Here is a 14,044-nt window from a genome sequence, read left to right as displayed (position 1 = left end):
CTGCGGGAGTATGAAGAAAGCCTTTCGTCCATTTCAATGATCGGATGCGCCATGACCATACATTCCCGCGATGCAATCATCGATCCCGTCAAGCTCGACCGTCTGGCGGAGGTGGCCGTCAAGGTCGGCCTGCAGCTCCAGCAGGGGCAGGATCTGGTCATCACCGCGCCTGTCGCCGCCCTGCCGCTGGTGCGCCGCATCGCCGAGCACGCCTATAAGGCAGGCGCCGGACTGGTGACGCCTTTCTTCGGCGATGAAGAGGTGACGCTGGCGCGCTATCGCTTCGCCCCCGACGAGAGCTTCGACCGCGCCTCCGGCTGGCTCTATGAGGGCATGGCCAAGGCCTATGCCAACGGCGCGGCGCGTCTTGCCATCGCCGGCGACAATCCGCTGCTTCTCTCTGGCCAAGATCCGGCGAAGGTTGCCCGCGCCAACAAGGCCAATTCCGTCGCCTATCAGCCGGCGCTCGAAAAGATCGCCAATTTCGACATCAACTGGAACATCGTTTCCTATCCCAACCCGTCCTGGGCGAAGCAGGTCTTCCCGGACGATCCGGAAGACGTTGCCACCGCAAAGCTTGCCGAAGCCATCTTCGCCGCCTCGCGCGTCGATGTAGAAGATCCGGTTGCCGCCTGGGCGGAGCACAACGCCGCGCTGCGCCGCCGCAGCGCCTGGCTCAACGAGAATGCCTTCCACGCGCTTCATTTCACCGGACCGGGCACCGATCTGACGGTCGGCCTCGCCGATGGGCATGAATGGCATGGCGGCGCCTCGATGGCCAAGAACGGCGTCACCTGCAATCCGAACATTCCGACCGAGGAGGTGTTCACCACGCCCCACGCCCGCCGTGTGGAAGGCTATGTGACGAGCACTAAGCCGCTGTCGCATCAGGGCACGCTCATCGACAACATCTCCGTGCGCTTCGAGGAAGGCCGTATCGTCGAGGCCAAGGCAAGCCGCGGCGAAGAGGTGCTGAACAAGGTGCTCGACACCGATGAAGGCGCGCGGCGGCTGGGCGAGGTGGCGCTGGTGCCGCATTCGTCTCCGATCTCCAAGAGCGGGCTCCTGTTCTACAACACCTTGTTCGATGAGAACGCCGCCTGCCACATCGCGCTCGGCCAATGCTATTCGAAGTGTTTCGTCGACGGCGCTTCGCTCTCGGCGGATGAAATCGCCGCGCGCGGCGGCAATAAGAGCTTCATTCACATCGACTGGATGATTGGCTCGGACAAGATCGATATCGACGGCATCGCCAAGGACGGCAGCCGCGTACCGGTCATGCGCGGCGGCGAATGGGCCGTTTGATTGCATTTTCTATTTTAAGGGAATCGCGAGGCGCCCCTTAGCCAACTTCAATATCACCCACAAAAAAACCCGGAAAGCGTAACGCCTTCCGGGCTTTTGAGTAAGAAAGCTTCTTTCCGTCAGAAGCCGTGCGCGGCGCGGCCATGTCCCGCGTGGGGCGTCGGCGTGCGCTGTAGCAGGAGACCTGCTTCCGTCGCCGCATGAATGAAGGCGCGGCGCGCCTTGGCGACGGGCTTCAGCCCATCGAGTGCATCGAGACACGTCTGGAGCGCCTGCCGATACGTGCGGTCCTGTTCACGATTGCGCCAATAGGTGCGGAGGCACTCCACGGCCTCCCAGGCGCTCGCCACGACGCGGCTGCGAGCCTCGCCGATACGAATGACCACAGGAACGGGAAAAAGCTTGTCGTCCATGGGGGTTAGCTCCATTGTTATTCAAGCATGTCGTGGGGAAATACCCCGCCCAGTCCGGGGCAACAAACGTATGAACCAGCTGTCGGTTCCATGAAGATAGGTAGAAAATTCATGACTGGAAGGGAACGCTACGAATTTCTCGCCACGCTCCGAAATTAGAATAATTCCAATATTTTACCGCCTATACCAGTTGTCTTCCCGGACGTGCGGCCTAACTTTATGGACATGACTGCGCGGCCTCTAAACAATCCTTTTACGGACGACCTGCCCGGCATCGATTCGCTCGGAAACTGGGCTGTGTTTTTCGACATTGACGGAACGCTTCTGGATCTTGCTGAGAGCCCGGAAGCGGTGCGCGTCCCGGAGGGCCTCATCGGCGATCTTCTCGATCTGGACGAAAAGCTCGGCGGCGCACTTGCGCTGGTGACGGGCCGGTCCATCGCCTTCGTCGATACGCTCTTCCCTGAAACTAGCTTCCCCGTTGCCGGCCTCCATGGCGGAGAAATCCGCGATGCCGCCGGACGTGTCGAACGGACCGAGCCGACCGAGGCCTTCCTGCGCGCCAAGGAGGAGTTGCGCATGCAGGCGGCGCGCTGGCGGGATATCCTCGTCGAAGACAAGCGCGCGGCCATTGCCGTCCATTACCGCCAGGCGCCGCAATTGGAAGGCGAAATGCGGCAGCTCATGGAGGAGATCGCCGCACTTGCCGGACCGGGCTGGACCCTCCAGCGCGGCAAGATGGTTCTCGAATTGCGCCCGGCGGCGCATGACAAGGGCCATGCGGTTGAAACCTTTATGCGCGCTCCGCCGTTTGTGGGGAGGCGTCCGCTCGCCTTCGGCGACGATGTGACGGATGAGGCGATGTTCGAGGCGGTGAACGTCCGCGGCGGCCTTTCCGTTCGCATCGGCTTGCCAAGCCAGGTCCAGGAAAAGCGTGAGGCGGTTTTCCGTTCGGGCTTGGCGGCAGATGAAAGAGAGCGGCCGTCCGCCGCGAAGCTCTATCTGGAAAAGCCAGCGGCGCTCAGGGACTGGATCTCGCAACAGGCGCGACGGGAGAAAAACATATGAGCCGGCTTATCGTCATATCCAACAGGGTTCCGCTCCCCGATAAAAGCGGCGCCGCACCCGCGGGCGGCCTTGCCGTCGCGCTGCAGGCCGCGCTCGAGGAGCGGGGCGGCATATGGATGGGCTGGTCGGGCAAGGCCCTCCCCGCCGGCGAGACACCCGACATCGCGGTTCACGAGCGCGGCCGGATCACCTATGCGCTGGTCGACCTCAACCGGCAGGATGTCGACGAATATTATGCGGGCTTCGCCAATCGCGTCCTCTGGCCGCTCTGCCATTATCGCCTTGACCTCACCGAATATGCCCGCAAGGACATGGCGGGCTATTTCCGGGTCAACCGCCTTTTTGCCCAGCACCTTGCGCCTCTTGTAAAGCCGGATGATGTGATCTGGGTGCATGATTATCACCTGATCCCGCTTGCTGCCGAATTGCGAGAGATAGGATTGAAAAACCGCATCGGGTTTTTCCTGCACATTCCGTGGCCATCGGCGGACGTGCTTTTCACGCTGCCCGTGCATGAGATCATCATGCGCGGTCTTGCCTCCTATGATGTGGTCGGGTTCCAGACGGCGCACGACGCGGAAAATTTTGCCGGCTGCCTGCGCCGAGAAGGCATCGGGCGGGAACTGGGGCAGGGGCTGTTCGAAGCCTATGGCCATATTTTCCGGGCCGATGTGTTTCCCATCGGCATCGAGACAGCGGCTTTCGCCGAAGCTGCCCGCGCCTCGCGCCGGCATAGCCTCGTGGAGCGGATGCGGGAAAGCCTGGGCGACCGCGATTTAATCATCGGCGTTGACCGGCTCGATTATTCCAAGGGCATCACCAACCGCATCGAGGCGTTCGAACGGTTCCTCACCAATAATCCCGACAGCCGGGGCCGGGTGACGTTCTTGCAGGTCACGCCGAAATCCCGGTCCGAAGTGCCGGAATATGGCGAGATGCAGCGCACGGTGGCCGAGCTCGCAGGCCGGGTGAATGGCGCGATGAGCGCGGTGGACTGGACCCCGATCCGCTATGTCAACCGCTCCATCGGGCGCAATGTACTGGCCGGTCTCTATCGCATGGCAAAGGTCGGGCTGGTGACGCCCCTGCGCGACGGCATGAACCTTGTTGCCAAGGAATATGTCGCGGCGCAAAACCCGGATAATCCCGGCGTCCTCGTTCTGTCGCGCTTTGCCGGCGCGGCGCGTGAGCTTGACGGTGCGTTGCTCGTCAATCCCTACGATGTCGACGGGGTCTCGGATGCCATCGCCCGTGCGCTCTCCATGCCGCTCGAGGCGCGCCGTGAGCGGTGGAGCGGGATGATGCCGCATCTTCTGGAAAACGACGTCTCCCGCTGGTGCGAGAATTTCCTGAAAGCCCTCATCGGACATGGCACTGCAAAGGAACCGGACGCCGTGGTCCTTGCTTCCTAGAGCATAACCCTGACCGTCTACTGGTAAGGCCTGCCTGCGCGGCAGGCCTTTTCCGTGGCTTTGACGCATTTATGCAGCGGCAGATGATTCCATCCGGCTGCAAAATGCTTTAGGCGGTTGGATACGATGAAGATTCTTAGCCTGGACACCGCTGCCAGTTTCTGCGCCGCCGCTCTTTATGATGCGAATGAGGGGCGTTTACTGGCTTGCGTCAGCGAAAATATCGGCAAGGGCCATGCGGAAGTGCTGATGGCCTATGTCGAGCGGACGCTGGAGGAGGCCAATATCGGCTTCGACGCCATCGACCGCATCGCCGTCAATGTCGGGCCGGGTTCCTTCACCGGGGTGCGCATCGGGGTTTCGGCGGCGCGGGGCTTTGCACTGGCTCTTTCGCGCCCTGCTATCGGGGTGACAGTCTTCGAAGGGCTGGCGCGGGAAGCGCTGGCTAGTCATCCTGAAAAGCCGGTTCTGGTCGCCATCGACGCGCATCGCGGCGAAATCTATGCGCAAGGGTTCGGGACCGATGGTGCGGTGCTGGGTGATCCCATAGCGGGAAGTCCAGAGGATGTGCTCGCCCTCCTTGTGGATATGCTCCACCCGCCGGTGCTCATCGGATCGGCGGCGGTGCGCCTCAATGAACTGCTGGCGGAGCCGCTTCCGGTTGCCGGAGAGGCTGCCACTGCCCGAATCGAAACCTATGCCCGTATCGCCGCCTCGCGGAGGCCGGGCGAGGCGCCGAAGCCGCTTTACCTGCGCGGTCCCGATGCCAAGCCGCAAACGGGCTTTGCCCTTCCAAGGAAAGCCTGATCATGATCGGCCTGCCCTTCGGTCAATTTTTTGGCAGGAATTTCGCCATCGAGCCCCTGGGCGCAGAGGATTGCCACCATCTGCACCGCATTCACGCGGAAACCTTTCGGCATCCCTGGACAGAGGAGGATTTCCACGGCCTCATCGGGCAGGGCACGGTCTTCGGCTTCATCGCCCGGGAGGAGGGTCGGCCTAGCCGCGCGGCGGGTTTCGTGCTGGCGCGTCTCACCGTGGACGAGGCGGAAATATTGACCATCGCGGTTTCCCACGCCTTTCGGCGGAAGGGCGTTGGCCGCGCGCTGATGGACGCCGTGCTGCGCCATCTGCACCATGAGCGGGCGCGCACGCTCTTTCTGGAAGTGGATCAGGCAAATGCCGCCGCCCAGGCGCTCTATCGCCGCCTGGGTTTCACCAAGGTAGGCGAGCGCCCCGGCTATTATGCGACCGAGGCCGGGCGGTCGGCGGCGCTGATTCTCCGTCGCGATTTTCATCCTCCGGAATGACGCGATGATCCGCACGCTGCGCATAGGGCTGGTATTGTCAGGCATGGCGGCGTTGATGCTGACGCTCGTTCCGCTGCAATATCTTCTGTTGAAGGCGGGCTGGGGGCGGAAAAGCAGCCTTCCCCGCTATTTTCATCGCATTCTGGCATGGCTTCTGGGTTTCCGCATCCATGTTCATGGCGCGATGACTAGGGATCGCCCGCTGCTGCTGGTTTCGAACCATATATCCTGGAGCGATATCGTCCTTCTTTCCACGGTTGCCGATATCTCCTTCATCGCCAAAAGCGAGATGCGGGACTGGCCCTTGTTCGGCTTTTTCGCGGTGCTGCAGCGTTCGGTCTTCGTCGAGCGCGAGCGGCGCGGCAAGACAGGCGAGCAGGCATCGGAAATTGCGCAAAGGCTGGTGGAGGGCGATGTGATGGTGCTTTTCGCCGAGGGCACCACATCGGACGGCAACCGCGTGCTGCCGTTCAAGAGCTCGCTGTTCGGCGCGGCCTCCGCGGCAATCCGGGAAACGGATGTGGAAACCGTGGCAGTACAGCCGGTGGCGATTGCCTATACCAAGCTCCACGGCTTGCCGATGGGCCGCTATCACCGCCCCATTGCCGCCTGGCCGGGCGATGTCGAACTGATGCCGCACCTGAAAGGAATCCTTCGGCAAGGCGCTATCGACGTCGATATCCGTTTCGGCGAGCCGGTCGAAATCCGCGCCGGCACGGACAGGAAGCGGCTCGCCGGCAATATGGAAGCTGAGGTCCGCTCGATGCTTCTGACCTCCCTCATGGGGCGTGAGGCGGAATGAGGATGCCTATTCTCAATCGCGCCGAAAAGCGGTAGAACCCGCAGGATGAAGGAAACCAACACCGCTCAGATCCTGGAAGCCGCGCCGCGCCGCAAGGTCTTCGTCAAGACCTATGGCTGCCAGATGAATGTCTATGACAGCCAGCGCATGGCCGACAGCCTGGCGGAAGAAGGCTATGTGGCGACCGAGACGCCGGAAGAGGCCGACCTTATCCTGCTCAACACCTGCCATATCCGCGAAAAGGCCTCCGAGAAGCTCTATTCGGCGCTGGGACGCCTGCGCAAGATCAAGGACGAGCGCGCCGCCGATGGCAGGGAGATGATGATCGGCGTTGCCGGCTGCGTGGCGCAGGCCGAGGGGGAAGAGATCATCCGCCGCGCCCCCACGGTCGATCTCGTCATCGGTCCCCAGACCTATCACCGTCTGCCGCAGGCACTCGCCCGCCTCGGGCGCGGCGAGAAAGTGGTCGAGACCGAATACGCCATCGAGGACAAGTTCGAGCATCTGCCCGCGCCGAAGAAGGAGCAGGTGAGAAGCCGCGGCGTTTCGGCTTTTCTCACCGTGCAGGAGGGCTGCGACAAGTTCTGCACCTTCTGCGTCGTGCCCTATACGCGTGGCTCGGAAATCTCCCGTCCCGTTTCGCAGATCATTGCCGAAGCGGAGAAGCTGGCAAGCGCCGGAGTGCGCGAACTGACCCTGCTCGGGCAGAACGTCAATGCCTGGCATGGCGCTGGCGAGGATGGCCGCGAATGGGGGCTGGGCGAGCTTCTGTTCCGTCTGGCGAAGATTCCCGGCGTCGCGCGCCTGCGCTACACCACCAGCCATCCGCGCGACATGGACGACGCGCTGATCGCGGCCCATCGCGACCTCGACATGCTCATGCCCTATCTGCACCTGCCGGTGCAGGCGGGCTCCGACCGTATTTTGAAGGCCATGAATCGCCGCCACACAGCCGCCGATTACCTCCGTTTGGTAGAGCGCATCCGCGCGGCGCGGTCCGACATCGCCCTATCGGGTGATTTCATCGTCGGCTTCCCCGGCGAAACCGATGAGGATTTCGAGGCGACCATGCGGCTGGTGCGCGAGGTCGGGTACGCGCAGGCCTATTCGTTCAAATATTCGCCGCGTCCCGGCACGCCGGGTGCGGATTTGACAGATCATGTCGATGAAGCGGTCAAGGATGAACGGCTGCAGCGCCTGCAGGTCCTCCTGACGGAGCAGCAGCACGCCTTTCAGAAAAGCATGATCGGCAAGGCAATGGATGTGCTTCTGGAAAAGCCCGGCCGCCTGCCGGGGCAGATGGTTGGCCGTTCGCCCTGGCTTCTGCCTGTTATCGTGGGTGAGAACCCCGGTGAAATCGGCGACATCATCGACGTGCGAATCATCGCCACCGGAACCAACAGCCTCGTGGCGGAGCGTATGCATGCTTGAGCTGGGATCATTCCACTGCAAGCTTGAGCGTGATCGAAAAAAGGTGCAGACTTCCCTTGAAGCCACGCGACTGCGAAAAGGTTCGATCATGAGGAGACCCGGTTGACCGCCACCGAAAAGCTGAAGACAGCCCCCGCAGGGGCTTCGGACATGGCGCATATCGTACTGACATTCGACAACAACCGGCTGGCCAGCGCGCTCTTCGGCCAGTTCGATGAAAATCTCGCTCGCATAGAACAGAAGCTCGGCGTCGACGTCCGGTCCAAGGGCAACCAGCTTTCGATCCGTGGCGGGCCGGAGGCCACCGAGCAGGCGCGCCGCACGCTCGACCATCTCTATAGCCTGTTGCAGAAGGGCCATGAGCTGACGGTGTCCGATGTGGATGGCGCCATCCGCATGGCTGTCGCCGCCGACGACCAGTTGACCCTTCCGACAATGGAAGTGAAGGGCAAGATGACGGCGGCGCAGATATCGACACGCAAGAAGACCATCTTTGCCCGTACGCCGACGCAGGACGCCTATATGCGGGCGCTGGATCGCTCGGAACTGGTGTTCGGCGTCGGTCCCGCCGGCACTGGCAAGACCTATCTCGCGGTCGCCCACGCCGCCATGCTGCTGGAACGCGGGCTGGTGGAGCGCATCATCCTTTCGCGTCCCGCCGTCGAGGCGGGCGAGCGGCTGGGCTTCCTGCCCGGCGACATGAAGGAAAAGGTCGATCCCTATCTGCGCCCGCTTTACGATGCCCTCTATGACATGATGCCCGCCGAAAAGGTTGAGCGGGCGCTGGCGGCGGGCGTCATCGAGATCGCGCCGCTCGCCTTCATGCGCGGACGCACGCTCGCCCACGCCGCCGTGATTCTGGACGAGGCGCAGAACACCACATCCATGCAGATGAAGATGTTCCTGACGCGCCTGGGCGAGAATGCGCGCATGATCGTCACCGGTGATCCAAGCCAGATTGACCTTCCGCCCGGCCAGAAATCCGGCCTTGTCGATGCGCTGCGCATCCTCAGCGACGTCCCCGGCATCGTCACCGTCCGCTTTACGGAGAAGGATGTGGTGCGCCACCCGCTCGTCGCGGCCATCGTTTCGGCCTGGGACAAGGACGCCAAGGGGCATGCGAAGACATGATTTGGCAGAAAAAGAGCATCACGCACTCGCGGGATGGCCGGATTTGATCGACATCGACATTCTGATCGAGACGGAAGGCTGGCCGGATGAGGCGCCGTTGCGCGCGCTCGCAAGCCGCGCGGTCGCCGCCTCTTGGGAAGCGCTCGGGCTGCCGGACGAAGAGGAGACGGAACTCAGCATCGTCTTCACCGACGATGCCGCGATTCGTGAACTCAACGCCGAATGGCGCGGCAAGGACAAGCCGACCAATGTGCTGTCATTCCCGGCCTTTCCCGTGAAAGCAGGGGACGCGCCGGGGGCGATGCTTGGCGATATCGTAATCGCCCGCGAAACCGTGGAGCGCGAGGCCGCTCTGGAAAAGAAGCCCTTCGATCACCATCTGACACATTTGATCGTCCATGGCCTTCTGCATCTTCTTGGCTACGATCATGAGAATGACGAGGAAGCGGAAGAAATGGAAGGCTGGGAGCGCCTTATCCTGCAAGCGCTTGCCATCCCCGACCCTTATGCTGTATCGCAGATAGACGATGAAACTGATTGACCATGTCTGACCTGACAGCCCAGCCTCCTTCTGCCGCCGACGTGCCGCAGAAAAATGACGCCGAGGAGCAGAGTACGCAGCGGCCGGTAGCGGCCGAGAAGCGTTCTCTCTTTGCAGGCATTCTCCCCTTCTTGCGTGGCCGCCCGAGTACTTCGCTTAGGGACGATCTCGTCGAAGCCCTTTCGGACAAGGAAAGCACCAACCAGGCGTTCTCCCCCGAAGAACGCGCGATGCTCGTCAATATCCTGCAATTGCAGGGCGTTCGCGTCGAGGATGTGATGATCCCCCGCTCCGATATCGAGGCGGTGGAAATCGAGACGCCGCTGGGCGAGGTGCTGGAGCTTTTCGAACAATCCGGCCATTCGCGCATGCCCGTTTATAGCGAGACGCTCGACGATCCGCGCGGCATGATCCATATCCGCGACGTGCTGAATCACATCACGCGCTCGGGCCGCGCCGGTAATGGCGGTCCGTCGAAGCCCGATTTGAGCCGTGTCGATCTCGACAAGACCATCGGCGAACTCAACCTGATGCGCAAGGTGCTGTTCGTGCCGCCCTCCATGCAGGCAAGCACGCTGATGGCCCGCATGCAGGCGACCCATATCCAGATGGCGCTGGTCATCGACGAATATGGCGGCACGGACGGGCTCGTCTCGCTCGAGGATATCCTTGAAATGGTCGTCGGCGATATCGAGGACGAGCATGACGACGAGGAGCCGATGATCGCGGAAGAAGCCGATGGCTCCTATGTGGTCGATGCCCGCGCCGAACTCGACGAATTGGCCGAACGGATCGGCCCGCATTTCGTGGTCGGCGAGCATGGCGAGGAGGTCGACACCGTCGGCGGCCTGATTTTCTCTGTGTTAGGCCGCATCCCCGCCCGCGGCGAAGTGGTCGAGGCGCTGCCTGACTATCGGTTCCACGTGCTGGAGGCTGATCGCCGCCGCATCCGCAAGGTGCGCATCGTGCCGCTCAACGGCAGCGAGCGCGATCCGGAACCGGACGCCAACAGCGCTGCCGGGGGTCTATGAGGGCTATCGGGGGGCTTTCCGGCTGGATCATATTGCTGAGCGGCTGGCGCCGAGCGCTCGCCGCTTTCCTTGCCGGGGCGCTGGCGACGCTGGCGCTTCCGCCCTATGATTTCTTCGCCGTCTGCTTCGTTTCCTTCCCTGTTCTCGTATGGCTCATTGATGGTGCGGTCGATACCGCCGATAGCGGTCCGGTCCGCCGGGTGCTGCCGGCCGCCATCGTCGGCTGGTGGTTCGGCTTCGGCTATTTTCTCGGCGGCCTGTGGTGGATTGGCTCCGCTCTTCTGGTGGACGCGGAAAATTTTGCCTGGGCGTTGCCGCTCGCCGTCGTCGGTCTTCCTGCCTTCCTCGCCTTCTTTTATGCGCTGGCGGCACTGATCGCCCGGCTTCTCTGGTCCGATGGGCTGGGGCGGATTTTCGCGCTCGCCTTCAGCTTCGGCATCGCCGAATGGCTGCGCTCCTTCGTGCTGACAGGCTTTCCGTGGAATGCCATCGGCTATTCCGCCATGCCCACGCCGCTACTGATGCAGTCCGACGCGGTGGTGGGGCTTTTCGCCATGAGCGCGCTCGCCGTCCTCGTCTTCGCCATGCCGGCGCTTCTGGCTGACCGGCGGCATCTTGGAGCGGGAGCGGGGATTGCTTTGGCGCTTGCCGCCGCTCATGCCGGCTTCGGCCTCTACCGGCTGCACGATGCGCCGCCTGTCAACAAGGACGCCTCGGACGGCGTGCGCGTGCGCATTGTCCAGCCCTCCATCGCACAGACGATGAAATGGGATAATGACGCCCGCCGCGCCATATTCGACAAGCTGATCGCGCTCACCGAACTGCCGCCTGCAAGTGGGCAGCCCAGGCCCTCGGTCGTCATCTGGCCGGAAACCTCCATCCCCTACATCCTGACCCGCACGCCGGAGGCGCTGGCGCGCATCGGCGCGGCTTTGTCGGACGGGCAGGTGCTGCTTGCCGGCGCGGTGCGCGAGGAGACGGGCGCGGGCGCCGCCGAGCCCCGCTATTACAACTCCATCTACGCCATCGACGACAGGGGCGAAATCATCGACGCCGTCGACAAGGTGCACCTCGTGCCCTTCGGCGAATATCTGCCCCTGGAGAAATGGCTGCGCGCGCTCGGCCTGCAGGAGGTCGTGGAAATGCCCGGCGGATTCACCGCTGCGGCAAGCCGCCATTCGCTTAGGGTTAACGAATCCTTGGCGTTTCTGCCGCTGATCTGCTATGAAGCGATATTCCCTTCGGAATTGGGCTATGCCGGGCCTAGGGCGAAGGCCATTCTCAATGTGACGAACGATGCATGGTATGGTGACACGCCCGGTCCCTACCAGCATTTCCGCCAAGCGCAATTGCGCGCCGTGGAACAGGGGCTGCCGCTGATCCGCGCCGCCAATAACGGTCTTTCCGCGGTCGTTGACCCCTATGGTCGAATCACCGACGGCCTCGCACTTAATACGGTTGGGATAATCGATGCTTCCCTTCCGTCACCAATTGATCCGTTTTGGGGCACGCCGCCGGGCAAGGGCGTCATGTGGACGGTTTTCGCCCTGTTGTTGAGCATTTCCTTGGGTTTTGTAGTGTCGTCTCGCGGGCGGGTCGATTGACAACGCATTTTTGATACTATGTTATGCAGTTGCGACAAATGTTCGATGTCTCATTTGTCCGACTACCTCCCATACAGTAGTATTTTCCGACCTGTTCACCGCAGGACTGATAAATGCCGAAAGCGCGCCATCGGCTAGGAGCAACATTTGATGACTGAGAACAAGAAGAAACCTAATCCCATCGATGTTCATGTCGGAAGCCGTATTCGCTTGCGCCGAAACATGCTGGGCTTGAGCCAGGAAAAGCTTGGCGAAAGTCTCGGAATTACATTTCAGCAGATTCAAAAGTACGAAAAGGGTACGAACCGCGTCGGCGCGAGCCGTCTCCAGGCGATTTCGTCGATCCTGAACGTCCCCGTCTCCTTCTTTTTTGAAGACGCGCCCGGCAGCAACACCAATACGGGAGCCGGCAGCTTCGGCGAGGACAATGAGGCGACCTATGTGGTCGATTTCCTCAACAGCAACGAAGGCGTGCAGCTGACCCGTTCCTTCACAAAGATCTCCGACCCCAAGATCCGCCGCAAGATCATAGATCTCGTCAAGTCGCTGGCCGACGATAACGAATAATTGCGAAGCCGGAGGAGCAAAATTCCTCCGGATTGCCTCTTTCAAAAACGAATCTGCATTGACGGTTCTTGCCTATATTGGCAAAGAAAAGATGGCTGTTTCGGCCGTTGTTCTTCTGCGATATGTCGCAGGACTTTCAAGAGGGGTTTCCCGTGCTACGCAGTTCGTATCTCTTCACCAGCGAATCTGTATCCGAAGGTCATCCGGACAAGGTTTGCGACCGTATCTCCGATGAAATCGTCGACATGATCTACCGGGAGGCGCGCAAAACCGGCGTCGATCCCTGGTCGGTCCGCATTGCCTGTGAAACGCTCGCCACCACCAACCGCGTCGTTATCGCCGGTGAGGTGCGTGTGCCCGAGACGCTCCTGAAGAAGGACAAGAACGGCAATGTGGTGACGGATGCCCGTGGCAACCCGGTCATCAACCCTTCCCGCTTCCGCGCTGCCGCCCGCCGGGCCATCCGCGATATCGGATATGAGCAGGAGGGCTTCCACTGGAAAACCGCCAAGATCGACGTGCTGCTGCATCCGCAATCCGCCGACATCGCCCAGGGCGTCGATAACGCTGCCGACCGTCAGGGTGAGGAAGGCGCGGGCGACCAAGGCATTATGTTCGGCTATGCCTGCCGCGAGACGCCGGATCTCATGCCCGCCCCGATCTACTATTCCCATAAGATTCTGGAGCTGCTCTCCGCCGCCCGCCACAAGGGCGAGGGGGATGCTGCCAAGCTTGGCCCCGACGCCAAGAGCCAGGTGACCGTGCGCTATGTCGATGGCAAGCCCACCGAAGTCACCCAAATCGTACTCTCGACCCAGCATCTCGACCCCAATTGGGATTCGAAAAAGGTGCGTGAGGTCGTCGAGCCCTATATCCGCGAGGCACTGGGCGATCTGACCATCGCGCATAATTGCAACTGGTACATCAACCCGACCGGCAAATTCGTCATCGGCGGACCGGATGGCGATGCGGGCCTCACGGGCCGCAAGATCATCGTCGACACCTATGGCGGGGCGGCCCCGCATGGCGGCGGTGCGTTCTCCGGTAAGGATACCACCAAGGTAGACCGTTCGGCGGCCTATGCTGCGCGTTACCTCGCTAAGAACGTGGTTGCCGCGGGCCTCGCCGACCGCTGCACCATCCAGCTTGCCTATGCCATCGGCGTGGCGCAGCCCCTGGCGGTCTATGTCAATTTGCACGGCACCGGCCGGGTGCTGGAAGCGACGGTGGAGGACGCCTTGCGCAAAGTCATGGACTTGTCCCCGACCGGCATTCGCAAGCATCTGGACCTCAACCGCCCCATCTATGCCCGCACCTCGTCTTACGGCCATTTCGGTCGCAAGCCCGGCCGCGACGGCTCCTTCTCCTGGGAGAAGACCGATCTCGTCAAGGCTCTGCGGGATGCGGTCGCTATAGCAGCATAACATCC

At 61.9% G+C, this 14,044-nt stretch carries 14 protein-coding genes; 13 read left to right on the top strand and 1 reads right to left on the bottom strand.

The genetic code is table 11. The features are described 5' to 3' along the window. Positions 1–51: 51 nt before the first annotated feature. Entirely contained in the window at positions 52–1,305 is a 1,254-nt protein-coding gene (locus ACOWVG_RS05130) for an aminopeptidase (RefSeq protein ID WP_420960429.1), read from the top strand. Between the two features lie 119 nt (positions 1,306–1,424). On the opposite strand, the gene ACOWVG_RS05125 is transcribed toward ACOWVG_RS05130, so the two are convergent. After that, the gene (locus tag ACOWVG_RS05125; RefSeq protein WP_420960428.1) at positions 1,425–1,718 is read right to left on the bottom strand and encodes a DUF982 domain-containing protein; all 294 of its coding nucleotides are present in this window, start codon (positions 1,716–1,718) and stop codon (positions 1,425–1,427) included. A 225-nt stretch (positions 1,719–1,943) separates the two neighbouring features. Here ACOWVG_RS05125 and otsB point away from each other — a divergent pair, with 225 nt between their 5' ends. The 12 genes from otsB to metK all read left to right on the top strand — a co-directional run bounded on the left by otsB (position 1,944) and on the right by metK (position 14,039). Continuing rightward, positions 1,944–2,786 (top strand): trehalose-phosphatase, encoded by an 843-nt coding sequence (gene otsB, locus ACOWVG_RS05120; RefSeq protein WP_420960427.1) that lies wholly within the window; start codon positions 1,944–1,946, stop codon positions 2,784–2,786. Beyond that, a complete protein-coding gene (gene otsA / locus ACOWVG_RS05115) occupies positions 2,783–4,198 on the top strand; it encodes an alpha,alpha-trehalose-phosphate synthase (UDP-forming) (protein WP_420960426.1) in 1,416 nt (471 codons plus the stop codon). Before otsB ends, otsA begins: the two co-directional genes overlap by 4 nt. Positions 4,199–4,324: 126 nt before the next feature. Then, complete coding sequence (gene tsaB, locus ACOWVG_RS05110) at positions 4,325–5,005, top strand: tRNA (adenosine(37)-N6)-threonylcarbamoyltransferase complex dimerization subunit type 1 TsaB (protein WP_420960425.1); 681 nt, start codon at positions 4,325–4,327, stop codon at positions 5,003–5,005. A 2-nt stretch (positions 5,006–5,007) separates the two neighbouring features. Beyond that, positions 5,008–5,508 carry a ribosomal protein S18-alanine N-acetyltransferase gene (gene rimI / locus ACOWVG_RS05105; protein WP_420960424.1) on the top strand — a complete coding sequence of 167 codons (501 nt, stop codon included), beginning with the start codon at positions 5,008–5,010 and terminating at the stop codon, positions 5,506–5,508. A gap of 4 nt (positions 5,509–5,512) precedes the next feature. Beyond that, positions 5,513–6,310 carry a lysophospholipid acyltransferase family protein gene (locus tag ACOWVG_RS05100; protein WP_420960423.1) on the top strand — a complete coding sequence of 266 codons (798 nt, stop codon included), beginning with the start codon at positions 5,513–5,515 and terminating at the stop codon, positions 6,308–6,310. Positions 6,311–6,355: 45 nt separating this feature from the next. Continuing rightward, positions 6,356–7,741, top strand: coding sequence for a tRNA (N6-isopentenyl adenosine(37)-C2)-methylthiotransferase MiaB (miaB, locus tag ACOWVG_RS05095; RefSeq protein ID WP_420960422.1), 1,386 nt, complete (start codon positions 6,356–6,358; stop codon positions 7,739–7,741). A gap of 102 nt (positions 7,742–7,843) precedes the next feature. Further along, positions 7,844–8,872, top strand: a complete 1,029-nt coding sequence (locus ACOWVG_RS05090; protein ID WP_420960421.1) for a PhoH family protein — start codon at positions 7,844–7,846, stop codon at positions 8,870–8,872. Continuing rightward, complete coding sequence (gene ybeY, locus ACOWVG_RS05085) at positions 8,859–9,413, top strand: rRNA maturation RNase YbeY (RefSeq protein WP_420960420.1); 555 nt, start codon at positions 8,859–8,861, stop codon at positions 9,411–9,413. Before ACOWVG_RS05090 ends, ybeY begins: the two co-directional genes overlap by 14 nt. A 2-nt stretch (positions 9,414–9,415) precedes the next feature. Further along, the gene (locus tag ACOWVG_RS05080) at positions 9,416–10,444 is read left to right on the top strand and encodes a hemolysin family protein (RefSeq protein WP_420960419.1); all 1,029 of its coding nucleotides are present in this window, start codon (positions 9,416–9,418) and stop codon (positions 10,442–10,444) included. Continuing rightward, complete coding sequence (gene lnt, locus ACOWVG_RS05075) at positions 10,441–12,048, top strand: apolipoprotein N-acyltransferase (protein WP_420960418.1); 1,608 nt, start codon at positions 10,441–10,443, stop codon at positions 12,046–12,048. The genes ACOWVG_RS05080 and lnt overlap by 4 nt, the downstream gene beginning before the upstream one ends. 150 nt (positions 12,049–12,198) lie before the next feature. Continuing rightward, positions 12,199–12,615, top strand: a complete 417-nt coding sequence (locus ACOWVG_RS05070) for a helix-turn-helix domain-containing protein (RefSeq protein ID WP_420960417.1) — start codon at positions 12,199–12,201, stop codon at positions 12,613–12,615. A gap of 122 nt (positions 12,616–12,737) precedes the next feature. After that, a complete protein-coding gene (gene metK, locus ACOWVG_RS05065) occupies positions 12,738–14,039 on the top strand; it encodes a methionine adenosyltransferase (protein WP_420960790.1) in 1,302 nt (433 codons plus the stop codon). Positions 14,040–14,044 lie beyond the last annotated feature (5 nt).

It is taken from the genome of Brucella sp. IR073 (genome assembly GCF_049065735.1).
Lineage (GTDB): Bacteria > Pseudomonadota > Alphaproteobacteria > Rhizobiales > Rhizobiaceae > Paramesorhizobium.
The sequence above is the reverse complement of the archived record's forward strand: the minus strand, read 5'-3'. Positions and strand labels throughout refer to the sequence as shown.

Excerpts from the sequence above, each read along its gene's own strand:
- ACOWVG_RS05125 (WP_420960428.1), bottom strand. The coding sequence starts at position 1,718 with ATGGACGACAAGCTTTTTCCCGTTCCTGTGGTCATTCGTATCGGCGAG.
- miaB (WP_420960422.1), top strand. The coding sequence starts at position 6,356 with ATGAAGGAAACCAACACCGCTCAGATCCTGGAAGCCGCGCCGCGCCGC.
- ACOWVG_RS05100 (WP_420960423.1), top strand. The coding sequence starts at position 5,513 with ATGATCCGCACGCTGCGCATAGGGCTGGTATTGTCAGGCATGGCGGCG.
- otsA (WP_420960426.1), top strand. The coding sequence starts at position 2,783 with ATGAGCCGGCTTATCGTCATATCCAACAGGGTTCCGCTCCCCGATAAA.
- metK (WP_420960790.1), top strand. The coding sequence starts at position 12,738 with ATGTCGCAGGACTTTCAAGAGGGGTTTCCCGTGCTACGCAGTTCGTAT.
- tsaB (WP_420960425.1), top strand. The coding sequence starts at position 4,325 with ATGAAGATTCTTAGCCTGGACACCGCTGCCAGTTTCTGCGCCGCCGCT.
- ACOWVG_RS05130 (WP_420960429.1), top strand. The coding sequence starts at position 52 with ATGACCATACATTCCCGCGATGCAATCATCGATCCCGTCAAGCTCGAC.
- ACOWVG_RS05070 (WP_420960417.1), top strand. The coding sequence starts at position 12,199 with ATGACTGAGAACAAGAAGAAACCTAATCCCATCGATGTTCATGTCGGA.
- ybeY (WP_420960420.1), top strand. The coding sequence starts at position 8,859 with ATGCGAAGACATGATTTGGCAGAAAAAGAGCATCACGCACTCGCGGGA.
- ACOWVG_RS05080 (WP_420960419.1), top strand. The coding sequence starts at position 9,416 with ATGTCTGACCTGACAGCCCAGCCTCCTTCTGCCGCCGACGTGCCGCAG.
- otsB (WP_420960427.1), top strand. The coding sequence starts at position 1,944 with ATGACTGCGCGGCCTCTAAACAATCCTTTTACGGACGACCTGCCCGGC.
- lnt (WP_420960418.1), top strand. The coding sequence starts at position 10,441 with ATGAGGGCTATCGGGGGGCTTTCCGGCTGGATCATATTGCTGAGCGGC.
- rimI (WP_420960424.1), top strand. The coding sequence starts at position 5,008 with ATGATCGGCCTGCCCTTCGGTCAATTTTTTGGCAGGAATTTCGCCATC.